Source organism: Actinomycetota bacterium, assembly GCA_035765775.1.
GTDB lineage: Bacteria > Actinomycetota > CADDZG01 > JAHWKV01 > JAOPZY01 > DASTWV01.
This window is the reverse complement of the sequence record DASTWV010000024.1, coordinates 60,586-83,296: the sequence shown is the minus strand read 5'-3', so window position 1 is coordinate 83,296 and position 22,711 is coordinate 60,586. Positions and strand designations below refer to the sequence as shown.

The window sequence follows — 22,711 nt, the reverse complement described above, 5'->3', positions numbered from 1 at the left end:
GGAATTCGACAAGCTCGCCATCCCGACCGCCACCCAGCGCCAGGCCTTCGACCTCATCGGCTCGGCCATCCCCACGGTGCTCAAATGAGCTGTAGACAGAACGCTCGGTCCTTCAAAAGACAAACCCCCTGCTCAGCAAGGAGTTTGTTCACGTTCCGCCGAGCAACTCCGGTCTAAAGTACATACCGTCAACCCAGCCCGCCCACCCCTTTCTTTCTGGAGCCATGCACAGACTTCATTCTGGCGCGCTCGGGCGCGCCCATGAGCGGCATAAACCGGTTTCGCCCCGACATTCGTCACGCTATGCGGGCTCAACTACCCCTGCGGGGTTCCACGGCCGCGACCTGCGCCTTCATCCAGCAACCGCGAGGAAGGAGCTTTGGCTGTCGGGAATTCTGCTGGCAATCACCCTCATAGGTCTGGTGTTATTCGGGCGGGACGAATTGTTAGCTTTGGCGTTCAGGATAGGACGGCACAAGATATCGGATACCGTGGAACAAGCAGCCTTGATTCCGATGCTTGCCTTCCTGCTGTTCGGCAACGTTGTGTACCAGCTCGAGCGCATCGGGTACCTCTCCCGTCTCGCGGGCCACAGACCGGTCCCGCAGCGCCGCCTCACGTCCTTCGAGGGCTCGGGCCTGCCGCCACTCGTCACCTTGGTGCCTTCCTACCGGGAAGAGCCCCAGGTGGTTGCCCAGACGCTGCTGTCTGCAGCCCTGCAGCGCTATCCCAACCGGGTGGTGCTGCTGATCGATGACCCACCGGCGCACGATCCGGAAGGACAGAGGGCACTCGACCGGGCACGGTTGCTGCCCATCGAACTCCAGCGGTACCTGGAGCGTCCTGCCAGCCGGGTGCGGGCGGCCAACGCCGGTTTTCATGACCGGATGGCCAGCGGCGGCTGCGACCGCGCGGCGGAGACCATCCGGCTGGCCGGCCTGTGGGACTGGATCTCCGGCTGGTTCATGCAGGCAGCCAACGATGCGCCGGTGACCAGCCGTACCGACTCCTTTTTTGCCGAGCACATCCTGCGGGCACCGGGGCGTGAAGCTGCGAACCGGGGGGCCGAGCTGCGCGCGCTGGTACGTGCCGCAGCCCCGCTGGACGAGGCGGCTCTGCGCGCTGATCTCACCGGACTCCGCAACCGCTTCAGCTGCGACCTCACCAGCTTCGAGCGCAAGCGGTTCGTCAATCTCTCCCATGAGCCGAACAAGGCCATGAATCTGAACACCTACATCGGCCTGATGGGCCAGTCCTGGGACTACGTCGAGCGATCCGACGGGGTACATCTCGTGGCCTCGCCGGGGGATTCGGGCGATCTCGTGGTGCCCGGCGCCGCGTACGTCATCACCCTCGATGCCGACAGCCTCCTGGCGCCCGACTACGCCCTCCGTCTGGCTTACGAGATGGAGCAACCAGAAAATCAGAAGGTCGCGGTCATGCAGACGCCCTACTGCGCCATCCCCAATCCGGCGGGCACGCTGGAGCGGATCGCGGGCGCCACCACGGACATCCAGCACCTGCTGCACCAGGGCTCGAGCACCTACGGCGCCACGTACTGGGTAGGCGCCAACGCGCTCGTGCGCCGCTCGGCTCTCGACGACGTCCGCACCCTGGACTGGGACCGTGGGTTCCCGGTGGCCCGATACATCCAGGACCGCACGGTGATCGAAGACACGGAGTCGAGCATCGACCTCGTCCACGCCGGCTGGCAGTTGCACAACTACCCGGACCGGTTGGCGGTCAGTGCCACCCCGCCGGACTTCGGCGCCTTGGTCATCCAACGGCGGCGTTGGGCCAACGGGGGCCTGATCATCCTGCCCAAGCTGTTCCGCTACCTGTTCGCTCGGCCCCGAAGCGTCCGCAAGATCGCGGAGACGACGATCCGGTTCCACTACCTGTCCTCGATCGCCGCGGTGAACATCGGCCTTCTGGTCCTGCTGTCCTACTCGTTCCCGCGCGGATCGGTGAGCCCGTGGCTCCCGCTCCTGGCCGCCCCCTATTTCCTGCTGTACGCCCGGGACCTGAGCCACCTGGGCTACCGGTCCTCGGACGTCGTGCGGGTGTACGCGCTCAACCTGGCGCTGGTGCCGATAAACCTGGCCGGCGTCGCAAAATCGATCCACCAGGCCACCACACGCACGAAAGTCCCCTTCGCCCGCACCCCGAAGGTGGCCGACCGGACCCGGGTACCGGCCCGCTACGTCGTCTTCGAGCTGGCGATGCTCGGCTCCTGGAGCGTGGGTGCTGCCGGCGATGCGCTGGCCGGGCGGTGGGGACACGCGGCATTCGGCCTGGCCAACATCGCCCTCCTCGCCTACGGCCTTGCCGCCTTCATCGGCGTCCGCCCCGCCCTCGCGGACCTGATGGCTCCGCTCAGCCCGCGCCCGCGGCTGCTCCCGAGAGGAGCAGCGGACGCGGACCCCGGACCCCTCCCGCCGCGGGATGAGGACCACGCCAACGCGGACCCCGAAGCCGCCACCCGCGGCGCGGCGTAGCGGGGTGGGGCGCTTTGCCGGGGAACGTCTGCATCCAACTGCTGATCACAACGCTACCGGGGCCGAACCGGCCCCGGCTCCAGTGTCAGTTGGTTCGGGTCCCGCGGCTCGGGCCCGCGTACTACGCGCAGGCCCATCCCGGCCGCCAGGCCGGCAAAGGCGACGACGCCCAGGCCGAGTGCGACCACCTCTCCCAGCCCGGAGCCGCTCTGGGTGCCCAGGGTGGAGGCGGCGCCCAGGGGGTGCTGGTGGCTGCGCCAGGCACCCGCCGTCAGGAGGGCCAGCGCCCCAGCCAACCCCAGGAACGTCAACTGCACGACCCGCAGGGCCTTGCGCTGCCGAGGCAGCGGCGGGCTGCCCCGGCGGGTCTTGCCCGACATCGCACGCTTCATGGCGTCACCCTAGCGCGCTCAAAAACCAACGCGGGCCCGGAAGCAGCAAGGGCGGGCCCGGAGGCCCGCCCTTCACGCCAACCAGCGCCGCGGTTACTTCTTGGCCTTCGGCTTCGCCTTGGCGGCAGCCGGCTTTACCGCGGGCTTTGCCGCGGGCTTTGCCGCGGGCTTGGTGGCCGGCTTGGCCGGGGCCTTGGCGGCAGTCTTCGCCGCCGGCTTGGCGGCGGCCTTCGCAGCCGGCTTCGCCGCGGCCTTGGCCGGAGCAGCCTTCGCCGCGGCCTTGGCCGGAGCAGCCTTCGCGGCAGGCTTCGCAGCAGCTTTCGCCGTAGCCTTGGCGGCCGGCTTGGCGGTGGCCTTCTTCGCCCCGGACTTCGCTGCGGGTTTGGCGGCGACCGCCTCCTTCAAGCCCACGCCCGCCTTGAATACGGGCACGTTGGTGGCGGCGATCTTCACGCTCTCGCCCGTCCGCGGGTTGCGGCCCGTGCGGGCCTGGCGCGAACTGACCCGGAACGTCCCGAAGCTCGGGATCGTGACCCGGTCGCCTTTCTCCAGTGCATCGGAGATCGTGTCGAGGAGCGCGTCGATGACGCCCGCCACCTTGACCCTTGACTCATTGGTCGATGCGGCGACGTGGTCAACCAGGTCACTCTTGTTCATGCTTTGCCTCCCAATGTGTGCCGAGTGTCTGCCGGGAAACTACCCGCCTCAGTGAGTAAACCTCATGAACGTTGCCGAGTCAAAGATTGTCCGCCATAAATTTCGCCCACCCGGCCGCCCGGGCTAGGTCCAGAGCCCGCAGCCGACAACGGGTTCCCGGGATCAGGCCCTCGCTAGCGGGGCTCGCAGCGTCAGCTCCCGCGCTAGGTTGGGGCCGAAATTCGGCGGGCAGCACGCGGGCTACGGGGAGGTAGGGATGGGGGAATTTGCATCGGTGGGTCCGGCCGGCGGGGTCCCGGAGGGGACGATCGCCGGCTACACCGTAGGATCACGCCGGATCGCCATCGCGCGCGCCGAGGGCCGGCTCTTTGCCTTCGATGACCTGTGCACGCACGCGATGTGCTCCCTGGCCGACGGCGAGCTGGAGGGTGCCACCGTCCTCTGCCCCTGCCACTACGGCCAGTTCGACCTCGCCACCGGCGCGGTCATCGACGGCCCGCCTCCCGGGCCGATCCGGGTGTTCCCCGTCCGGGAGATCGACGGCGAGATCCAGGTGGGAACCTGAGCAGCCCCCAAGCGGGCACCTGCCGGCGGGGTCCCTACAAGCCGGCGGCGATCGCCTTCCCCAGCGCGACGGCAGCGCTCTTGAGGGCGCTCGGGTCGGCGGGGGCAGGCGTCGTTCCCTGGAACTGCCCCCGCACCAGGACGGCGCGCCCGTTGCGGATGAAGGTCAGCTGGTGCAGGGAGGCGAAGTAGTAGGCGGCATCGCCCACCCCGGCAACCGCCACGCCGCCCGGCTGCTTGCCCTGGAAGGCGCTGGCCTGCGTGTTGACCAGCGCCCAGATCTGCACGCCGGACACGCCCACCGGGGACGCGGTGAGGGCGAACTCGCAGATCGGGACCAGGGCGAAGGTGCCCCCCACCCCGGCTGCCGCCGTGCCCCCGAAGGCGGCCGACACCTGAGCGGCCGTTGCCAGGGTGCAGGCATCGGCCAGGGGCGAGGACCGCACCAGCGGAGCCGGCGACGCGACCGTCGGGGACGGGGCCCCCACCCGGGCAACCGGTTTCGCCCCCGAACAGGCGCTCAGCACGCCCGAGCCGGCAACTGCCACGGCGACCCACGCCCTTCCCGCTGCCCTCACGCGGGCAGGCTACCCGAGGGCCCGGCGGAAGAACCCCCACATGCCCACGATGCTGAAGGCCAGGACGAACGCCGACAGCACCACAATGCAGAGCCACACGTGGATGTGGGGCACCTGCGGCGTCATCGCCCCGCGCAGGCCCTCACTGACGTAGGTCAACGGGTTGACCGCAGTCACCACCTGGAACCAGCGCAGGTGGGCGAGCGAGGGCCAGGGGTACTGGCTGGCGCCGGTGAACAGCAGCGGGGTGAGGATGAGCGCAAACATGATGTTGATGCGGTTGGGCGGCACGAAGGTGCCGAGCACCAGCCCGAGGGCGGAGCCCACGATGCAGCCCAGGAGCACGATCGCCACGACCTCCGGGGCGTTCGATGACTGCCAGGGGATCGTGCCCAGGATCAGCACGCCCACCGGGAACATGACCACTGAGGCCACGAGGGCGCGCAGGGAGGCGTTCACGATCTTCTCCAGCGCCACCAGGCCCACCGGCAGGGGCGCCAGCAGGCGGTCCTCGATCTCCATGGTGTAGGAGAACTCGAGCACCAAGGGGAACGCCGTGCTCTGCAGGCCGGTCAGCACGGCGGCGAGGCCGACCAGGCCGGGGAACAAGACCTGGGCGTAGCCGTTCTGGGCGTAGCCGAGGTCGGTCAGGATCTTGCCGAAGACGAAAAGCAGGAACAGGGGTTGCAGGATCACCTGGGCGAGGAAGATGGGCAGCTCGCGCCCCGTGACGTAGGAATCGCGCCCCAGGACGGCGAAGAACGCCCGGGATGGAGTGATGGGGTGGGCCTCGGTGCTCACCGCAGCGCCCGGCCGGTCAGGTGGATGAAGACGTCCTCCAGGGTGGGCTCGCCGGCGCTGAACCCGTCCAGCGCGGCTCCCGAGCCGTCGAGCGCGGCCACGACCGGCCCGATCAGCGTCCCGGTCTGGCCCTCGACATAGAGCCGCAGGTGCTGGGCATCCCCGGCGCCATCGGCCGATGCCTGCCCGGCGCCACCGGCCGCGCCGAGCCGCTCCAACCGCACCACGCCGGGAAGGGCCTCCAGGCGGGCCTGGGCGGCCTCGGCAGCCGAGGGCGACGACACCGCAAGCGAAACGTCCAGCGTCCGCTCGCCGGGCAACTGGCGGATCAGCGCCTCGGGTGTGTCCAGTGCCAGCAGCTTGCCCCGGTCCATGATGCCGATCCGGTCGGCGAGCGACGCCGCCTCGTCCATGTCGTGGGTGGTCAGCAGGATGGTCGTGCCCGCATCCTGGAGCTCGCGCACCCGGTCCCACACGAAGAGGCGGGCGGCCGGGTCCAGACCCGTCGAGGGCTCATCCAGGAAGAGCACCGCCGGGGCGTGCATGAGCGCCCGGGCGATCATCATCCGCTGGGACTGGCCGCCCGAGAACATGGCCGGCTTCTCGTCGGCCCGCTCCCCCAGGCCGAACTGGGCCAGGAGTTCCTCCGCCCGCGCCCGGCGCACCGCACGGGGCACGCCGTGGTACGCGGCGTGGAACAGCAGGTTCTGCCTCACCGACAGCGAGCGGTCGAGGTTGTTGCGCTGCGGTACCACGCCGAGGATGCGGCGGGCCGCCACCGGGTCGGTGCGGACGTCCACCCCGCCCACCCGGGCAGTCCCCCCGGTGGCCCGGACCCGGGTGGTGAGGATGCCCACCGTCGTGGTCTTCCCGGCTCCATTCGGTCCCAGCAGCCCGAAGACCTCGCCGCGGGCCACCGTAAACGAGATGCCGTCCACCGCCTGGACTTTCGACTTCGGGTACCGCTTGGTGAGGTCGGCCACCTCGACGGCGGGTGCCTCGACGGGTGCCTGAGAGGGGTCCTGGACGACCCCGGCCACAGTGCTCATCGAGCCATGGTGCCACGGTTCTGGCCCCGTTCCGGCGCACTCCCGGTCCCAACCCGGGGGCCCATCCCCGGCCTCAGTTCCGGCCCCTCCCCGCAGCTACACTGCCGCGCATGGAGCCGCCCTTCGTCCTCGACCCCATCGGCGCGGTGGTCCACAGCCACCCGGACGACGTGCTGAAGGACCAGTGGCATTCCCTGACCAGCGAGATCCACGTCCGGGAGGACCTGGCCGATGGCCTGCAGGCCATCGACGGCTTCTCCCACCTGTTCATCCTGTTCTGGATGCACCGGCTCCCGCAGGAGGCCCGCGCCCGGCTGCAGATCCAGCCCCGGGGCCTGCTGCGCCTCGGGCTCACGCCCGAGGAACTCCCGACCATCGGAGTGTTCGCGTGCGACGCGCCTCCCCGGCCCAACCCGATCGGGCTCTCGATCGTCGAACTGATCGGCCGGCGGGGCACCGTGCTGACCGTCCGGGGGCTCGACGCCTTCGCCGGGGCCCCGGTCATCGACATCAAGCCGTACACCAAGGACCGGCTGGTGGCGGACCTGCAGGAATCGGGCTGGCACGCCGAGCTGATCGCCAAGACCGGCGCCCGCCGGGTCTGAGGACCCGCCGGCAACGACCTACCCCGGCGGTTACAGCTCCAGGGCCGCCTGGTCCGGGGCGGGACCCGGGCGCCGGCGCCGGGGCGCCACCTCCACGTCGTCGTCCGGCCCGGCGAGCGGGTACTCGACGATGGCCACCACCCGGCTGGCCATGAAGCGGGCAGAGCGGACCGCCTGGCCGGAGCGCGTCACCTCGACGACCTCCACCGTGCCCCGGGCGATGCTGACATCGACCCGCCTGCCCGCCTTGGTGGCGGTGACCTCGTAGGTGCGGGTGCCGTCACCGACATCGACCACCACCTCGACCCGGTCCCCGCGCACGCGGGGAACTCTATCGAGAGCCTACCCGTCCCTGCCATCCGGGCCCCCGTCCGGCACCCCATCCGGCACCCCTTCGGTGCCGCCATCCGGGGCGCTGGCGAACGTCTTCACGATGGCCAGCACCGCCTCGCCGTAGGCACCGGCCTTGGCGGGACCGATGCCGGGCACGGCCAGCAGGGAGGCGTGGGTGGCCGGGCGGTTCCGGGCGATGATCCCGAGGGTTGAATCGTGGAACACGACGTAGGCCGGGAGGCTGCGCTCGGAGGCCTCCCGGCGCCGCCATTCCTTCAGGGCCACCAGCAGTGGGGTCTCCGGCTCGGCGGGCCGCTTGCCGGGCGCCGGGGCACGCCCCAGAGCAGCGCGGCCTCCGGCTCCCGGCGCCTGGCCCGGCGCTTCCAACTCGGCCAGGAACGGCGAGGCGGCACCTCGCCGCCGGGGGCCGTCGTCCCGGGACGACGCCCAGGACAGCTGCAGGTGGCGGCGGGCCCGGGTGATCCCCACGTAGAGCAGCCGGCGCTCCTCTGCCCGCTCCTCGGGCGAGTCGGCCAGGGCGAAGGGCAGCTCCTTGTCCTCCAGACGGGGCAGGAAGACGGCATCGAACTCCTTGCCCTTCGACCGGTGGTAGGTCAGCAGCTGCACCCCCCGGCCCTCCTCCTCGGGGGCGAAGCGCCGGCGCAGGTCGGCCACGAAGCCCATCACCCCGCCCTCGGCACCCTCGGCGGCGTAGCCCTCGGCCAGCTCGGACAGCCGGGCGAGGTCCGCTTGGCGGGTGGCCTCGTCGCCCCGGGTCTCAGTGTCGGCTCCCGGCCGGTAGCCCACCTGGCGCAGCGCAGCGCCCACTGCGGGCACCACCGGAGCGGACGGGGATGCCCGGCGGAGGAGGTTGAGTACGGACTTGGCGGCCGGCCGCCGGAGGAACGCCGCACCGGCCACCTGGTACGGGATGCGCGCCTTGGCCAGTGCCTCCTCCAGCGGCTCTGAGCGCCCGTTGATCCGGTAGAGCACCGCCATCTCCTCCCAGGGGGTCCCGGCGGCGTGCAGCCGGCGGCACTCGGCCACGATCGATGCCACCTCCTCGGCACCGTCCGGGAACCACCGCACCGAAGGCGCCGGCCCGGCGGGTCCATCCGGCGGCGGGGCTGCCGCCCGCAGGCGGCGGGGTTCGGCGCCGAAATGCACCACCAGGCGGTTCGCCAGGGCGAGGACCTCGGGAGTCGAGCGGTAGTTGTCGGTCAGCCGGACCACCCGGCAGCCCCGGTAGCGGGCGGGGAAGCCCACCAGGTAACGAGACGTGGCGCCCGTGAACCCGAAGATGGACTGGTAGTCGTCGCCCACCACGCACAGGTCACTGCGCTCCCCCACCCAGGCCTCCAGCAGGGACTGCTGCAACAGGTTCACGTCCTGGTACTCATCCACCGAGAATGCCCGGTACCGGCTGCGGATGGCCCCGGCGGCGGCACCGCCCCCCTCGAGCAGCTCCAGGGTGCGCTCCAGGAGATCCTCGAAGTCCAGGAGGCCGCGCTCGCGCTTGCGGCGCTCGTAGGTCCCGTACAGGCCCGCCATGATCTCGGGCGGCAGCGGCGGCTTGCGGTCCCCCAGCATCTCCAGGTACCGGTCGGGCGGGATCCGGCGGTTCCGGGCCCACTCGATCTCGGTGGCCACGTCCCGCGAGCTCACGAACTTGTGCGGCGGGGGCAGCCGGGCGGTCAACGGCGCCAGCAGGGCAGCCTTCGTGGGCAGCAGCTCGGCAAAGGCGCCGGTCAGGGCGCCGTGCTGCGCCCGGGCCTCGGCGTGGAAGGTCTTCACCCGGGCCCCCGCCACTCCGAGCGCCGCCAGCCGGGACTCCATCTCCCGGGCGGCCTTGTCCGTGAAGGTGACCGCCAGGATCTCCTGGGCGGCGAACGCCCCGCTGGCGACCTGGTGGGCGATGCGGCGGGTGATGGTGGTGGTCTTGCCGGAGCCGGCGCCCGCTAGGATGCATACCGGCCCGCGGGTGGTCGCGACCGCGGCCGCCTGCTCCTCGTTCAGCCCGTCGAAGATGCCCCGACCCGGGTCCTGGCCCATGCCTGACACCCTACCAGCGGCGCCCGACATGGCAGGTACATATGTTCGGTCAGCCGGCGTGCTCCTGCACCAGCGCCAGCAGTTCGTCGCCGTACTCGCGCATCTTGGCGGGGCCGACACCGACGATGTTGCGCAGAGCCACCGGGGTGGCCGGGCGGAGCCGGGCGATCAGCCGGAGCGTCTGGTCCAGGAGCACCCGGTAGGGCGGCAACCCCCGGGCGCTGGCTTCAGCGGCGCGCCAGTCGGTGAGCGCGGCCAGCAGGGCGGCCTCCTCCGCGCTGCGCGCCACCGGCGGCCCGACCGGGGGCGGCCCCCCCGCACGGCGCTCGGTGTCGGCAGCCACCACAGCCAGCACAGCGTCGATATGGGGCTCCTTGCTGGCCCCCACGCCCGGGATGCCCCGCAGGGAGGCCGCGGTGGCCGGCCGTACCTGGGCGATCAGACGCAGCGTCTCGTCGAAAAACACGCGGTAGGGGGCGACCCCCAGGCGCTCGGCCTCGGCGCCCCGCCACTCCTGTAGGGCGGCCAGCAGCGCCTTCGAGTCAGGGCTCAGGTCGCGGCGGTCGACCGGGGCCGGGACCGGGCCGCAGTGCTCCCCGATAAGCCCCACCAGCGTCGGGCCGTAGCTTTCGACGGTGCGGGGCCCCACGCCGCCCACCCGGGCGAGCGCGTCGGTGGTGCGGGGTCGGGCCCGGGCCAGCATGTGCAGCGTCCCGTCCTGCAGGATCCGGTACGCAGGCACGCCGCGCCGGGTCGCCTCGGCCTCACGCCATGCCGCGAGCGCGGCAGTCAGATCCTCCTCGGAACGTTTGTCGTCCACCAGCGCCCCCCCAGATTCCATGTGTGCTCACGATACAGCGCGCACGGCCATCGACGACAACACGTGATGGAAATTCTTGGACACATGGTCGCCGCACGTATGCTGGAGGGGCGATGACGTGGGCTTTCGTCCTCCGCCCCCAGGAGATGGCCACCTACCGGCGGTGCCGGCGGGCGTGGGACCTGGGCGCCCGGATCCGCCAGAACTACATCCCGGCGGTTTCCTCCCGGCCCTTCGACTTCGACAAGGCGATCCATGACGCCCTCGCCGTGTACTACTTCCCGGCCATGGACGACTGGGACCGCAGCATCGTGCGCCCGCTGGCGCTCAAAGGCTTCTCGCGCTCCATGGCCGAGCAGGTGGGGCACTTCGAGGAGGCAGCCCCCCTGACGCCCGAGCAGGAGCGGGATTTCGAGGAGGCCAGCGCCCTGGGCAACTCGATGTTGAACGGGTACTTCACCTGGTCGGCGCCGCTGGACACCTTCGCCTCCATTTTCTCCGACCAGGAGTACTGGGCCCCCATCCCGGATCCGGACACACCGGGCTCCGACCTCGCCACCCACCTCGGCCGGGAGATGCGCTACCTGGGCCGGGTGGACCAGCTCTTCTCCGACCACAACGACGAATACTGGATGGCCATCCACCGCCTCGTCGGGAACCGGTGGTTGGACGACGACGACCTGTTGCTGGACCTCGATGGCCTGACCGCCCTGTGGGCCACCGAGCTCACCTACCCCCAGCTCCGCATTGCCGGGACCGTCTACAACGAGCTGCGCATGGACCTCGACACCGAGGAGGCCAGCGCCGAGGGGGCCACGACCGGGATGGCGGCCTGGGCCACCACCGATGGGCGGACGATGCGCCGGCCCCGCCACATCCACACCCGGCGCAGCCCGATCTCGCCCGACGAACCCGGGCCGGGCGCCGACGTCCCGGGAGGCGACGCCGCCACCGACCGCATCACCGAGCGCTACACCGGCGAATGGTTCCGGCGCACCTTCGTGCGCCGGGCGCGGGGGTCGGTCCGGGCCGTGGGCCCGAACGCCGCCGCCGAGGCGCGCGAGGTGGCCGATCCCGGCCTGGCGATCTACCCGAACCCGAGCCCGGACAACTGCCGGGACTGTGCCTTCCGGGCGCCCTGCCTGGCGATGAGCGCCGGCCTGGACGCCGGGCTCCTGCTGGATACCGCGTACCGGCATCGCACCGAGGAGGAGGGCGAAGAGGAGCGGCTGCGCTGGTCGATCGGCCGGGCGCAGACCCGGGCATCGATGAGCGGCAAGGATTCCCGCCCCAACACCGTCAACTTCCACTGGGGATAAGCGGGCCCCGCCAACCGAGGCGGGGGACATTCGTCCCGCAGCCCGGGACAGATGTCCCCCAGTTCCCTGTTGAGGCCGGGCGGCCCCTACTGGCTCTTCCCCTCCCCCACATCGGGGCCCGGGCTCGCGGGCGGGGCGGCGGAGGCCGGCGAGGGCTGCGGGATCGCCAGCCCCTGCCAGTTGGCGGTCGAGGGATGCGCCCGCCCCGCCGGTCCGCTCCCGAACGCCGCCAGGATGTTCTCGGTCACCCGCACCACCGTCGGCCCCGGGCAGGGGAAGGCACACGGTGTCGGGACCATCTTCGGCACCCAGTTGAGCGTCCCGCTGGCGAAGACCCCCGCCCCCGAGGGCGCCGTGTAGTACGTCATGTCGGCGTAGTCGGCCCGCTTCTGGCACACCAGCGGGGAGCGGGCCAGGACGGTCACATTCCGGGGCCCGGGCGCCTTGGGGTCGAAGTGGTCGTACTCCGTGCCGACGAGGTCGGTCAGCTGCGTTCCCTGCGCCACCCCGGTGCCGGCGAAGAGCCACGACGAGGGGTCGGTGATCACCATGTCGGCCGTCACCGGGTTGCACTGGTAGTAGTCGCCGATGATGGCGCTCTCCGGCAGGCTGTTCGGCGGGTCGCGCCAGGCCACCGGCGTCACATCGGCGTTGTCCTTGCCGTTGAGCGGGTCCTCGGCGGCGGCCTTGTAGTCCACCTCCAGCCGGTCCGGGCCGTTCGGTGAGGGCTGGAAGCGGATGTGGCGGTAGATGGCATTGGCGCCGAAGAACACCAGGTTGATCCCCTGGTTGACTGCCCCCTGCAGCCCGGTGCGCATCGCCAGGGAGTAGTACTCGTCGTGGCCGAGGGACAGGAAGGCCTTATGGGCCAGCAGCAGCTCGGGGTGCTGGTCGAGGTCGACATCGGTCGAGTAGGTCACGTCGAGGCCGAGGGACTCCATGAGCGAGACGACGTGGAGCTCGTTGCCCAGGAAGTCGCCCGAGCCCGTGCCCAGCGTGTACGGCCGGTCGAAGCTCACGATGCGCGAGCGGCTGGCATACCCGCCCGGGCCCTGGTAGAGGTCGTAGCCCCCGTAGAGGTTGTAGGCCTGCCAGGTGGTCACGTCGTTGTCGATCTCGTACGCCGCCGTCGATCCGTCGTTGCGGATCGTCAGCGGGACGTAGGACTGCCACCCGGTGCTGGCCACCAGCTTGAACAGGTAATCCCCCTCTGGCCACCCCGCACCGGTGGGCACGGTCAGCGACGGCTGCCAGGCGCACGAGACGGTGTTGACCCCGGGAGTGAGGGCGCACGCGGTCTGGGTCACGCCGGGCAGCTCGGGCGACGACCAGATGTGGCGGCCCTGCGCCCCGCTGTAGTAGCCCATGCGGTAGGCATCGACGTGGAAGGTGGGCGCGCCGGTCGAGACGAAGAGCGTCGCCGACCCGCCGGCGTTGATACTGACCGCGTTGGCGTAGCCCTCGATCTCATGGTTCTTCGCCGGCTTGGTGAGGAGCCAGTCCCGGGTGCCGGGCTGGGCGTTCTCGGTGACCACCCAGTCGGCGGTGGGCGCGCCCGGGCCGAGGGCGCCCACCCCGGCCAGGGGACCACCGCCCGACGCCCGGGCGGGCGGGAGGGCGGCCGGGGACTGCTGGGTCGGGGTGGCGCCGCCCACTTTGGCATTGGCGGGATTGTTTACGTTGGCGTCGTCGCCCGCTCCGGCGGCCGGCGTGGGTGAGACCGCGTGCGGGGCTGGTTGACCGTGCGAGCTGTTGACCACCAGTGCGCCCGCCCCGATGACTGCCACCACCAGCATGGCCAGGCCGACCGCGAGCAGGCGCCAGTAGGTCCTCGAGTCGGGCGCCCCGTCCTTGGGGCCGCCCGGCGTCGGGGGATGCAAACTCACGCCGTCGGGGCCCCTCCGGCGCCTGCCCGGCTCCCGGTACCGTTGTCGGCCGGCGCGGCGGGTCCCGCCCCGTTCGTCGCCGCCTGGTTCTTGTCGTTGTGGGTGGCGCCCTCGAGCGACCCGTTCTCGTGCGGGCCGTCCTCGTGCGAGCCGGGCAGCACGTGCACCCCGCCCTGGACCAGGACGCCCACCATGTCCCCCGGGCGGGCTGCGCCCGCCGCCCCCGCAGGGACACGGGCCACCAGGTCGGTCCCCGGGCGGGCGCCCGAGGGCTGCAGCTGGAGACGCACGACCGCCTCATGCCCGTGGTAGTCCACCCGGGAGACGGCGGCCAGCGGGCATCCCTCCGGGCAGCGCTCGGGCGGGCGGATGGCCAGCTGCTCCGGGCGGATGAGGATCGTCGCCCGCGCCCCCGCCGGCATCCGGCCGGGGCAGTCGAGGCACAGGGCGCCCAGGGGGGTGTCGGCGTTGTCGCCGTCCACCATCGTGCCCGGAAGGAAGTTGGCCATGCCCACGAAGGCGGCCACCTCGGCATCGGCGGGTGAGTCGTAGAGCTCACGGGGGGTCCCGGCCTGGACCACCCGGCCGGACCGCAGGACGGCGACCACGTCGGCGATCGACAGGGCCTCGTCCTGGTCGTGGGTCACCAGCACGGCGGTGGTCCGCTCCGCCTTCAGCACCTGGCGGACGTCCTGGCGCAGGCTCTGGCGCAGGCTGCGGTCCAGGGAGGCGAACGGCTCGTCCAGCAGCACGATGCGCGGCCGGGGCGCCAGTGCCCGGGCCAGGGCCACCCGCTGCTGCTGGCCGCCGGACAGCTCGTGCGGGCGCCGGTTCCCCAGCCCGGGCAGGCCCACCAGCTCCAGGACCTGCTCCACGCGCCGGGCCCGCTCCCGGCCCCGGGGCAGGCCGAAGGCGATGTTGGCCGACACGCTGAGATGCGGGAAGAGGAGGCCCTCCTGGGGGACGTAGCCCACCCGCCGGCGTTCGGGAGCCATCCACCGGCCGGGACCGTCGACGCAGTCCCCGCCGATGTACACCTGCCCGGCGTCGGCCCGCTCGAAGCCCGCCAGGATCCGCAGCAGGGTGGTCTTCCCGCTCCCCGACGGGCCGAGCACCGCCGTGAGGGACCCGGGCGCCACCCGGAGGTCCACCCCGGCCAGCACGGCCGTGGCGCCGAACGCCTTGCGGACCCCATCGGCCGAAAGCTCGGGCTGGTGCACGTCCACCCCGGCGTCCATCACGGGTGGCTCCCGCCGGCGAGCGCGCCCAGCCGGCGGGTCAGCAGGAAGGTGGGAACCCCGGCGACCAGCACGATCAAGGCAGCATACGGGGCGGCGGCGCCGTAGGAGAGGTTGGTGGCGTAGTACCAGAACTGGGTCGCCAGCGTCTCGGCGCCGGTCGGGCGCAGCAGCAGGGTGGCGGTCAACTCGGTCGCGGTGGTGAGGAACACCAGCGCGAACGCGGCGCCCAGGCCGGGCGCGATGGCGGGCAGCGTGATCCGGAAGAAGACCTTGGCCGACCGGGCGCCCAGCGAGCGGGCCGCCTCCTCCACCCGCTGCGACGCGGCCATGAGGGCGGACCGCACCGCCACCAGCGCCAGGGGCAGGAACAGCACGGCGTACGCCGCCAGGAGCACCCAGGAGGTCTGGTAGAGCGCGGGCAGGTAGCTCAGGGCGAAGGAGACCAGCGCGAGCCCGACGACCACGCCGGGCAGCCCCTGGGCGAGGTGGGCAACCCGGTCGAGGGCCATGCCGAGGCGAGTCCGGCGCCGCACGGCGAGCACGCTGACCGGGATGGCGAGCACGGTGGTGGCGGCGGCGGCGGCCCCGGCGTAGGCGACGGTGTGCGCTGCAGCCGACAGGATCGAGGCCGGGGGCAGGGTGGTCGAGCTCCCCTTCAGCATCCAGTAGACCAGCACCCCCGCCGGGATCCCCACCCCGAGGACCACCAGCACGCCGAAGCCCGCCAGGACCGGGATCGCTGCCCGCCCGAGGCTGGCCCGCCGGCCTTCCCGGGCGACGCCCGAGCCCAGCCGCTCGTACCGGCCGCGGTGGACCAGCAGGAACTCGCCCGCCAGCAGCAGCATGCTGAGCAGCACCAGGACCAGCGCCAGCGCCGAGGCCGCCGGCGCGTTGAAGCCCAGCTGCAGCTCGGTGAAGATCGTGGTGGTGAAGGTCTGGTAGCGCATGATGGCGAAGGCGCCGTAGTCCGCCAGCAGGTACAGGGCCACCAGGAGGCACCCCCCGAGGAGCGCCGGGCGCACCTGGCGCAGGGTCACCCGGAAGAAGGTGGCCACCGGCCCCATCCCCAGGCTGGCGGCCACCTCCTGCTGGCCCGGGTCCGCCCGGCGCAGGGCGGCCACCACGGGCAGGTACACGAAGGGGTACAGCGACAACGTCATCACCAGCACTGACCCAAGGTAGCCGTGCACCGTGCGGAACGCCGACTGCCAGGCGTAGCCCATGACGAATTCGGGGATGGCGATCGGCAGCACCACGAGCACGCCCCAGGCCCCCCGGCCGGGCAGCCGGGTGCGCTCGACGCACCAGGCGGTGGCCAGGCCGATGGCCGCCGCCAGGACCGTGACCGCCACCACCAGGCGCACCGTATTCCAGAGCAGCTGGCCCACCAGCGGCCGGAAGACGACGTGGGCCACACCCGCCCAGCCCAGCTTGGTGGTCTGGAAGACCAGGAAGGCGGGAGTGAGCAGCACGAGGGCGCCCACCGCCAGGCCGGCCAGCCCGGTCACCACCACCGGGCGCCGCATGCGCCCCGCAGGCCGGCTGACCGTGGGTTCGCCGGTCTGGGGGGCGGCGAGGGCGGCACCCATCAGAGCAGGCCCACCTGCTGCAACAGGGCGAGGGCGCCCGAGCCGTCGCCCAGGTCGGCGACCGACAGCGGCGGGGGCGCCAGCCCGGACAGCGGCGTGGCCACCTTGGTGGTGGTGACGCCGGCGGCGATCGGGTACTCGTAGCTCTCGCTGGTGGCGATGATCTCCTGGGCCGGGGCGCTGACCAGGAAGGCGAGGAAGCGCTGGGCGGCGGCCTGGTGCGTGCTGGAGGCGAGCACCGCCGCCCCCGAGATGTCCACCAGGTTGCCGGGGTCCCCGGGCTTGAAGAAGGCTAGTGCGGAGTGCATCGCCGAGGCCCCCTGTTCGTCGCGCAGGCGGTACCAGTAGTAGGTGTTGACGATGCCCACCTGGACGTCGCCCCGGTTGACGGCGGCCACCAGGGACTCGTTGTCCTCGTACCGGGTGGCGTTGGCCTTCAGCCCGTCCAGCCAGGACGTGGCGGCGGCCTGGCCGTCGACCTTCACCACGGCGGCGACGATGGGCTGGAAGTCGGTCTCGCTGGGCGCGAGGCCCACCTTGCCCTTCCAGGCCGGGTTGGCCAGGTCCAGGACCGAGCCGGGCAGCTGGCCGGGCGTGAGCCTGGCGGTGTTGTAGACCAGCGCCCCGGCCCGGGCCGAGACGCCCACCCAGTCGCCCTGTGGCGAGTCGTCGGTGCTGGACACGGCGGCCAGCGTCGGTGGGTCGACGGGAGCCAGGAGGCCCTTGGCCTGCAGCGCCTCCAGCGGTGGGGAGTTCTCGGCGAAGTAGAGATCGGCCGGGGAGCGGGAGCCCTCCTGGAGGATCTGGTTGGCCAGGATGCCCTCATCGTCGGTCCGGACGTGGACCGCCTGGCCGGTCTGGGCGGTGAACTTGTCCACCAGCGCCTGCACCGTCTGGGCGTGCTGGCCGCTGTAGAGCGTGAGGGCGGGACCCCCGGCGGCGTGGTGCGCCCCGCAGGCGGTCCCGGTCAGGGCCAAAACGAGCGCAGTTGTCAGAACCCCCGGCCCGAAGCCCCGCATTCGGCTCTCCTAAGACCATTTCTAAAGTGACCTTAACGAATTCACTTAGGCTACCCTGACCATAGAGCGGGAGGGCGCGAACGGTCAAGCGCCGGTGGCGGGTGGTGGCGGACGCGGGCGTCAGGCCAGGGGCTTCAGGCCGTGGTCGTCAGGCAGGGGGTGTCAGCTGTACAGGCGCTCGATGTCGGCGGCGTACTTCTCCATGATGATCTTGCGGCGGACCTTGAGGGTGGGGGTGATCTCCTCGGCGTCCTGGGTGAAGTCCTTGGGCAGCACGGCCCACTTCTTGATCCCCTCCGCTTTCGACAGCTCCTGGTTCAGCCGGCCCACCGCTGCCCCGACCGCGTCCAGGACGGTCTGGTTGGTGGCCAGGGCCTCGGGGTCGCTGACGCCCAGGCCGTGGTCGGCCGCCCACTTGGGAGCCACTTCGGCGTCCAGGGTGATGAGGGCCACAAGGTAGGGCCGCCGGTCGCCCACCACCAGCGCCTGGGAGATGAGCGGGTCGAACTTGAGCTTCTCCTCCAGCACCTGGGGCGCCACGTTCTTTCCGCCGGCGGTCACCAGGATGTCCTTCTTGCGGTCGGTGATGCACACATAGCCGGCCTCGTCGAACCGGCCTACGTCGCCGGTGCGGAAGAACCCGTCGGCGGTCATCGCCGCCGAGGTGGCGGCGTCGTTGTGGAAGTACCCCTGGAAGACGTTGAAGCCCTTCACCAGCAGCTCGCCGTCCTCGTCGAAGCGCACCTCGACGCCCGGAATGGGCGGCCCCACCGTCCCGATCCGGGGCCGGTCGGCGGGGTTGACCGCCAGCGGCGCCGTGGTCTCCGTGAGCCCGTAGCCTTCGACCAGGTTGATGCCCAGCGAGTGCACGAAGGCCAGCACCTCGGTGGAGATGGGGGCACCGCCGGTGACTGCGATGACGCACGCGTCCATGCCCAGCTCGTGGCGGAGCTTGGAGAGCACCAGGTGGTCCAGCCGCTTGTGGCGCTTCGCCAGGCCGGGTGGGATGGGCTTGCCGGCCTGGGTCAGGCTCACCCGTTCCTTGCCGGTGGCCACCGCCTTGTTGATGAGGAACTTCTTGACCGCCGACTGCTTGGCGATGTTGGCCTGCACCCCGGTGTAGAACTTCTCGTATACCCGGGGGACGCCCCCGAAGAGGGTGGGCCGGCAGTCCTTCAGGTTGGACACCAGCTTCTCCACCGACTCGGCGAACCAGATCTCCGCCCCCATCGACAGGCCGCCCCACTCGCCCATCAGGCGCTCGAAGACGTGGCTGAGCGGCAGGTAGGAGATCATGCGGTGCGCCGCCTGGTCGGTGTCCAGGTGCATCACCGCGATGTTGACCCCCACGGTCTTCGTGGCGTTGGCGTGGCTGAGCATCACGCCCTTGGGCTCCCCGGTCGTCCCCGACGTGTAGATCACGGTGGCGGTGTCCTCGGGCTTCACCGCCGCCATGCGGGCCTTGAGCTCGGCCGGGTTGGCCTCGCCGTACTCCTGGCCCCGGCGGCGGAGCTCGCCCCAGGACAGGACGCCGGGATTGTTGTCGGAGCCCTCGCCGGTGATGACCACCACGTGGGCCAGCTTCGGCAGGCGGTCCCGGACCTCAGCCACCTTACCCAGCTGGGCGGCGTCCTCCACGATGGCCACGGTCGACTCGGAGTCACCGATGACGTGGCCCACCTGGCGGGGTGAATTGGTGACGTAGACCGGGGCGGTGGCGGCCCCGCACAGCTGGACGGCGAGGTCGGCGATGATCCACTCCGGCCGGTTCCTGGAGAGCAGGGACACGCAGGAGCCGGCCTCCACCCCCAGGCTGAGCAGCCCGTTGGCGATATCGGCCACCTGGGCGCCAACCTCGGCCCAGGTCATCGTCGACCACGTGTCTCCAGACTTCGTCCGCATCGCCGGGCTGCTGGGGGACGCCGTGATCCGGTTGGTGAACAGCTCGACGAGTGTGGCACCTGACACTACGGACATGGCCGACCTCCTTGCTTCCGGCTCGCCATCCGGTCTGCTGTGCTCCTGCCGGAAAGCCGCGCTGACAGAAGGATTATCGCCCTTTCCCGGTGACACTGGCCGGGTGCGGGCTCAGGCGGAGCGGAGGTGCCGACCGGCGAGGGCCAAGCGCTCCGGGGGCGGCGGGTGGCTGGCCAGCAGGTAGGCCCACCGGGAGGGCGCCAGGTCGCTCAGGTTGCGCAGCGCCAGGTCCCGCTGCAGGGCGGCGAAGGCGTCGGCATCGCCCGTGAGCTCCAGCGAGTCCAGGTCCGCCTGGCGCTCCCAGGCCCGTGAGCACCACCCCAGGGCCGGGAGGGCGGCTGCCTGCAGCACCACTGCGACCGCGACCGCCACTACCAGCGCCGCCGGGTCGGTGGCGCCGCTGACCCCCAGAGCCCGCTGTGCCCCTGCTGCCGAGAGGAGCCGGTCCAGGACAAAGAGGGCGGGCCCGAGGCCCACCGCCGCCAGTCCCAGCAGGCGCAGCACGTGGCGCCGCCGCCAGTGGCCCAGCTCGTGGGCCAGCACCACGAGGGTGGCGGCCGGCTCGTAGTCGGCCAGCAGCGTGTCCCACAGGACGACCCGCTTGGTGCGGCCGAGCCCGGTGAAGTAGGCGTTGTGCTTGGCGGTACGCCGGCTCGCATCCATCACCAGCACCGAGCGGATCTCGACGCCCGCCCGGTCGGCCAGCTCCTGGGTGCGCGCCCGCAGCTCCGGGTCGTGCAGCGGGCGGAAATGGTTGAACAGCGGCGAGATCACCGCCGGGGCCACCATCACGAGGAGGGCCAGAAGCAGCGCCCCGCCCACCCAGGCGACCAGCCACCAGTGCGCCAGGCGGGTGACCCCGGCGAAGGCCAGGGCGGCTGCGATCCCCAGGACCACCGACAGGATGAGCTCCTGGATCTGGTCGCTTGCCCACTGGGCGGTCGAGGTGCGGGAGAAGCCCCAGCGGCGCTCGTAGCGGAGGCGCCAAGCACCGAACGGCAGGTCGATCAGGGTGCCGGCCAGGACGATGCCGGCGGCCACCGCCACGACGGCGAAGGCACCGTGGCCGAGGCGCAGGCGGGCAACCATCCGGGGGGCGACCCTGCCCACCACCGCCCCCGCCAAGACGGCGACCCCGATCGCGCTCTCCAGGATGCCCATGCGCCGGGCGGGCCGGCGGTAGGCCCGGGCGTGGGCGATCTCCTCCTCGCTGAAGAACGCCCGGGCGTCCGCCGGCAGGCGGCGGTAGGCGTTCAGATGACTGCCGAGAGGCGGTTCGACGTCACGAAATCCTGCGTCATGGTGAACGCCTCGCGGGTGAGCGCCCGGGTCTTGCGGGAGAAGATCACCGCCAGCTCCCGGCGGCCGTCCGGGTAGTGCAGGAAGACCTTGATCGTCGAGGCGTCGATCTCGACCTCGTTCCACGACGACGGCGTGAGGCCCCGCAGGCGCTTGGTGGAGCAGGTCCCGGAGTTGGCGATCAGGATGCCGTTGATCCCCCAGAAGAACGGGACGTGCTTGTGGCCGGACAGGATCAGGTCGATGTCCAGGGTGGTGAGCTGGGCCAGAAGGTCGCCGGCATCCATGACGATGTTGCGCTCCCGGCCGGTCCCCGGGACGGACACCAGGTGGTGGTGGATGGCGAAGATCTTGATGTCCTCCCGCATGGCGGGGGGGTCCTCGAACTGGCTGCGCATCCACTGGTAGCGATCCCGGCCGACCCGGCCCTCGTCCAGGTCGGGCTCGGAGGAGTCCACCCCCACCACGACGAAGCCGGTCGCCCGCAGGCGCTCCGCCCGCTGGGGGTCGAACGCCTGGCGCAGCCGGGAGAAGCGCTCGCCGAAGTACTGCTCGAAGTGCACCCAGCCCACGTTGCGGGCGTCGTGGTTGCCCGGGATGATGATCTTGGGGGGCTCGATCTGGGCCAGGATGGCGGCGGCTTCGACGTACTCGTCCTCGTAGCCGGCGGCGGTGACGTCGCCCGCCACCACCACCACGTCGGGGGCCATGCGGTTGATCGCCTCGATGACCTTCGCCATCACGTCGTGCTGGAAGGTGACCTCGCCGGCGTGGAGGTCGGAGATATGGGCGATGCGTAGCGGGATTTGCGAGTAGGCCACGTGGTTTCCGCAGAGGGGCGCTCCCCGTAGGATAGTCGGCGGGAACGAGGTCGGGGCGCGGAGAATGCCGCACAGTCTGGTGCAGTCCTTGCAGCGGGTGCCGGAGTTTGCACCCCTGGACGAACGCAGCCTCCTGGCCATCGTCGGCGAGAGCATGAACCTCGTCTGGCGCGACGGCAGCATCATTTTCGAGCCGGGCCTGCCCGGCGACGCCCTCTACATCGTGCTCACCGGCGAGGTCCTGATCGACGACGGGGCCGGGCAGGTGGTGGCCCGGCTCGGGGAGGGCGACTTCTTCGGCGAGATCTCGCTGCTGCTCAACACCACCCACCACCGCCGGGCCCGGGCGGTCGGCGAGTGCGAGCTGCTGGTCCTGCCCCGGGACGCCTTCTTGAATGTGCTGCAGACCAACGGGCGCCTGGCCGAACACTTCGACGCCCTGCTGCACGCCCGACAGCCCGACGGTGAGGAGGACATCACCGACCTCGCCGAGTAGCCCGGCCAGAGAACGGAGGCACCATGCCGTACCCGCGCAAGCTGCTGAACCCGGGCGAGGAGATCGCCTTCGACCTGCACCCGCACTGGTGGTACTTCTCCGGGCTGGCCCTGGCGGCGGTGGTGATCCTCGCCGGGGCGGTGGCCACCCCCATCCTGCTCAACGGCCAGACCGAGACCGTGGTCGCCCTGGTGGTGGCCGGGCTCGGCCTGCTGTGGGTGATCTGGTTCCTGGCCAAGTTCTTCGCCTGGCGTACCACCCACTTCGTGCTCACCACCGACCGGCTCATCGTGCGCTCGGGGGTCTTCGGGCGCCAGGGCCGGGAGATCCCGCTGGAGCGGGTGAACGACCTGTCGTTCCACCAGAGCCTGTTCGAGCGCATGGTGGGCACCGGCGACCTGGTCATCGAGTCCGCCGGCCGCCAGGGCCAGGACGTCTTCAGCCACCTGCCCCACCCGGACCGGGCCCAGCAGCAGATCTACACCCAGATGGAGAACAACCGCCAGCGGGTGGAGGGTGGGGGCCGCCCGGAGGTGGCGTTGCAGGACCGGACCATCCCGGAGCAGATCAGCGAGCTGGCCCGGCTGCGGGACGCTGGCGTCCTGACCGAGGCCGAGTTCCAGGCGAAGAAGGCGGACCTCCTGCAGCGGATGTAGGCGCCCGCGGGCGGACTCGTGGGTCCGAGGCGGGGGACATTTGTCCCACTGCCCGGGAC

General features: G+C 71.4%; 21 protein-coding genes. 6 read left to right on the top strand and 15 right to left on the bottom strand.

Going from position 1 to position 22,711, the window contains the following annotated elements; all coding sequences use genetic code 11:
* Window positions 1-515 precede the first annotated feature (515 nt).
* Window positions 516-2,498 (top strand): glycosyltransferase family 2 protein, encoded by a 1,983-nt coding sequence (locus tag VFW71_04945; GenBank protein ID HEU5002109.1) that lies wholly within the window; start codon window positions 516-518, stop codon window positions 2,496-2,498.
* Window positions 2,499-2,551: 53 nt separating this feature from the next.
* Here the strand turns inward: VFW71_04945 and VFW71_04940 are convergent, their stop codons facing one another.
* Both VFW71_04940 and VFW71_04935 read right to left on the bottom strand, forming a co-directional pair.
* Entirely contained in the window at window positions 2,552-2,890 is a 339-nt protein-coding gene (locus VFW71_04940) for a hypothetical protein (GenBank protein HEU5002108.1), read from the bottom strand.
* A gap of 93 nt (window positions 2,891-2,983) precedes the next feature.
* Complete coding sequence (locus VFW71_04935; protein HEU5002107.1) at window positions 2,984-3,547, bottom strand: HU family DNA-binding protein; 564 nt, start codon at window positions 3,545-3,547, stop codon at window positions 2,984-2,986.
* A gap of 256 nt (window positions 3,548-3,803) precedes the next feature.
* On the opposite strand from VFW71_04935, the gene VFW71_04930 reads away from it, so the two are divergent.
* On the top strand, window positions 3,804-4,112 hold the full coding sequence (locus VFW71_04930) for a Rieske 2Fe-2S domain-containing protein (protein HEU5002106.1): 309 nt from the start codon (window positions 3,804-3,806) through the stop codon (window positions 4,110-4,112).
* A gap of 34 nt (window positions 4,113-4,146) precedes the next feature.
* On the opposite strand, the gene VFW71_04925 is transcribed toward VFW71_04930, so the two are convergent.
* From VFW71_04925 to VFW71_04915, 3 genes are read right to left on the bottom strand one after another with little or no spacing between them, the layout of a single operon-like run.
* A complete protein-coding gene (locus VFW71_04925; protein HEU5002105.1) occupies window positions 4,147-4,689 on the bottom strand; it encodes a hypothetical protein in 543 nt (180 codons plus the stop codon).
* Between the two features lie 9 nt (window positions 4,690-4,698).
* On the bottom strand, window positions 4,699-5,490 hold the full coding sequence (locus VFW71_04920; protein ID HEU5002104.1) for an ABC transporter permease: 792 nt from the start codon (window positions 5,488-5,490) through the stop codon (window positions 4,699-4,701).
* The gene (locus VFW71_04915) at window positions 5,487-6,539 is read right to left on the bottom strand and encodes an ABC transporter ATP-binding protein (protein HEU5002103.1); all 1,053 of its coding nucleotides are present in this window, start codon (window positions 6,537-6,539) and stop codon (window positions 5,487-5,489) included. The genes VFW71_04920 and VFW71_04915 overlap by 4 nt, the downstream gene beginning before the upstream one ends.
* A 110-nt stretch (window positions 6,540-6,649) precedes the next feature.
* Here VFW71_04915 and tsaA point away from each other — a divergent pair, with 110 nt between their 5' ends.
* A complete protein-coding gene (tsaA, locus tag VFW71_04910) occupies window positions 6,650-7,144 on the top strand; it encodes a tRNA (N6-threonylcarbamoyladenosine(37)-N6)-methyltransferase TrmO (protein HEU5002102.1) in 495 nt (164 codons plus the stop codon).
* Between the two features lie 30 nt (window positions 7,145-7,174).
* Here the strand turns inward: tsaA and VFW71_04905 are convergent, their stop codons facing one another.
* From VFW71_04905 to VFW71_04895, 3 genes are read right to left on the bottom strand one after another with little or no spacing between them, the layout of a single operon-like run.
* Window positions 7,175-7,465 carry a hypothetical protein gene (locus tag VFW71_04905; GenBank protein HEU5002101.1) on the bottom strand — a complete coding sequence of 97 codons (291 nt, stop codon included), beginning with the start codon at window positions 7,463-7,465 and terminating at the stop codon, window positions 7,175-7,177.
* Between the two features lie 21 nt (window positions 7,466-7,486).
* Window positions 7,487-9,529, bottom strand: coding sequence for an ATP-dependent DNA helicase UvrD2 (locus VFW71_04900; GenBank protein ID HEU5002100.1), 2,043 nt, complete (start codon window positions 9,527-9,529; stop codon window positions 7,487-7,489).
* Window positions 9,530-9,578: 49 nt separating this feature from the next.
* Window positions 9,579-10,370 carry an HRDC domain-containing protein gene (locus tag VFW71_04895; GenBank protein HEU5002099.1) on the bottom strand — a complete coding sequence of 264 codons (792 nt, stop codon included), beginning with the start codon at window positions 10,368-10,370 and terminating at the stop codon, window positions 9,579-9,581.
* A 92-nt stretch (window positions 10,371-10,462) separates the two neighbouring features.
* Between VFW71_04895 and VFW71_04890 the strand changes: the two genes are divergently transcribed.
* The gene (locus tag VFW71_04890; GenBank protein HEU5002098.1) at window positions 10,463-11,668 is read left to right on the top strand and encodes a hypothetical protein; all 1,206 of its coding nucleotides are present in this window, start codon (window positions 10,463-10,465) and stop codon (window positions 11,666-11,668) included.
* Between the two features lie 86 nt (window positions 11,669-11,754).
* On the opposite strand, the gene VFW71_04885 is transcribed toward VFW71_04890, so the two are convergent.
* The 7 genes from VFW71_04885 to VFW71_04855 all read right to left on the bottom strand — a co-directional run bounded on the left by VFW71_04885 (window position 11,755) and on the right by VFW71_04855 (window position 21,500).
* On the bottom strand, window positions 11,755-13,554 hold the full coding sequence (locus tag VFW71_04885; protein HEU5002097.1) for a N,N-dimethylformamidase beta subunit family domain-containing protein: 1,800 nt from the start codon (window positions 13,552-13,554) through the stop codon (window positions 11,755-11,757).
* Window positions 13,551-14,792 carry an ABC transporter ATP-binding protein gene (locus VFW71_04880; protein HEU5002096.1) on the bottom strand — a complete coding sequence of 414 codons (1,242 nt, stop codon included), beginning with the start codon at window positions 14,790-14,792 and terminating at the stop codon, window positions 13,551-13,553. Before VFW71_04880 ends, VFW71_04885 begins: the two co-directional genes overlap by 4 nt.
* The gene (locus tag VFW71_04875) at window positions 14,792-16,384 is read right to left on the bottom strand and encodes an iron ABC transporter permease (protein ID HEU5002095.1); all 1,593 of its coding nucleotides are present in this window, start codon (window positions 16,382-16,384) and stop codon (window positions 14,792-14,794) included. The genes VFW71_04880 and VFW71_04875 overlap by 1 nt, the downstream gene beginning before the upstream one ends.
* On the bottom strand, window positions 16,384-17,403 hold the full coding sequence (locus VFW71_04870) for an extracellular solute-binding protein (protein HEU5002094.1): 1,020 nt from the start codon (window positions 17,401-17,403) through the stop codon (window positions 16,384-16,386). The genes VFW71_04875 and VFW71_04870 overlap by 1 nt, the downstream gene beginning before the upstream one ends.
* Before the next feature lie 162 nt (window positions 17,404-17,565).
* The gene (locus VFW71_04865) at window positions 17,566-19,380 is read right to left on the bottom strand and encodes a long-chain fatty acid--CoA ligase (protein HEU5002093.1); all 1,815 of its coding nucleotides are present in this window, start codon (window positions 19,378-19,380) and stop codon (window positions 17,566-17,568) included.
* A 111-nt stretch (window positions 19,381-19,491) separates the two neighbouring features.
* On the bottom strand, window positions 19,492-20,580 hold the full coding sequence (locus VFW71_04860; GenBank protein ID HEU5002092.1) for a M48 family metallopeptidase: 1,089 nt from the start codon (window positions 20,578-20,580) through the stop codon (window positions 19,492-19,494).
* Window positions 20,581-20,633: 53 nt separating this feature from the next.
* Window positions 20,634-21,500 carry a metallophosphoesterase gene (locus VFW71_04855; GenBank protein HEU5002091.1) on the bottom strand — a complete coding sequence of 289 codons (867 nt, stop codon included), beginning with the start codon at window positions 21,498-21,500 and terminating at the stop codon, window positions 20,634-20,636.
* Between the two features lie 64 nt (window positions 21,501-21,564).
* On the opposite strand from VFW71_04855, the gene VFW71_04850 reads away from it, so the two are divergent.
* Together VFW71_04850 and VFW71_04845 are read left to right on the top strand one after the other, a co-directional pair.
* Complete coding sequence (locus VFW71_04850; GenBank protein HEU5002090.1) at window positions 21,565-21,996, top strand: cyclic nucleotide-binding domain-containing protein; 432 nt, start codon at window positions 21,565-21,567, stop codon at window positions 21,994-21,996.
* A gap of 23 nt (window positions 21,997-22,019) precedes the next feature.
* Window positions 22,020-22,652 carry a PH domain-containing protein gene (locus VFW71_04845; protein ID HEU5002089.1) on the top strand — a complete coding sequence of 211 codons (633 nt, stop codon included), beginning with the start codon at window positions 22,020-22,022 and terminating at the stop codon, window positions 22,650-22,652.
* Window positions 22,653-22,711: the final 59 nt, after the last annotated feature.

Bases quoted from the DNA above. Each gene is read 5' to 3' on its own strand.
- VFW71_04850 (HEU5002090.1), top strand. From the start codon at position 21,565: ATGCCGCACAGTCTGGTGCAGTCCTTGCAGCGGGTGCCGGAGTTTGCA.
- VFW71_04915 (HEU5002103.1), bottom strand. From the start codon at position 6,539: ATGAGCACTGTGGCCGGGGTCGTCCAGGACCCCTCTCAGGCACCCGTC.
- VFW71_04865 (HEU5002093.1), bottom strand. From the start codon at position 19,380: ATGTCCGTAGTGTCAGGTGCCACACTCGTCGAGCTGTTCACCAACCGG.
- VFW71_04930 (HEU5002106.1), top strand. From the start codon at position 3,804: ATGGGGGAATTTGCATCGGTGGGTCCGGCCGGCGGGGTCCCGGAGGGG.
- VFW71_04945 (HEU5002109.1), top strand. From the start codon at position 516: ATGCTTGCCTTCCTGCTGTTCGGCAACGTTGTGTACCAGCTCGAGCGC.
- VFW71_04870 (HEU5002094.1), bottom strand. From the start codon at position 17,403: ATGCGGGGCTTCGGGCCGGGGGTTCTGACAACTGCGCTCGTTTTGGCC.
- VFW71_04890 (HEU5002098.1), top strand. From the start codon at position 10,463: ATGACGTGGGCTTTCGTCCTCCGCCCCCAGGAGATGGCCACCTACCGG.
- tsaA (HEU5002102.1), top strand. From the start codon at position 6,650: ATGGAGCCGCCCTTCGTCCTCGACCCCATCGGCGCGGTGGTCCACAGC.
- VFW71_04940 (HEU5002108.1), bottom strand. From the start codon at position 2,890: ATGAAGCGTGCGATGTCGGGCAAGACCCGCCGGGGCAGCCCGCCGCTG.
- VFW71_04880 (HEU5002096.1), bottom strand. From the start codon at position 14,792: ATGGACGCCGGGGTGGACGTGCACCAGCCCGAGCTTTCGGCCGATGGG.
- VFW71_04895 (HEU5002099.1), bottom strand. From the start codon at position 10,370: ATGGAATCTGGGGGGGCGCTGGTGGACGACAAACGTTCCGAGGAGGAT.
- VFW71_04845 (HEU5002089.1), top strand. From the start codon at position 22,020: ATGCCGTACCCGCGCAAGCTGCTGAACCCGGGCGAGGAGATCGCCTTC.
- VFW71_04875 (HEU5002095.1), bottom strand. From the start codon at position 16,384: ATGGGTGCCGCCCTCGCCGCCCCCCAGACCGGCGAACCCACGGTCAGC.
- VFW71_04935 (HEU5002107.1), bottom strand. From the start codon at position 3,547: ATGAACAAGAGTGACCTGGTTGACCACGTCGCCGCATCGACCAATGAG.
- VFW71_04900 (HEU5002100.1), bottom strand. From the start codon at position 9,529: ATGGGCCAGGACCCGGGTCGGGGCATCTTCGACGGGCTGAACGAGGAG.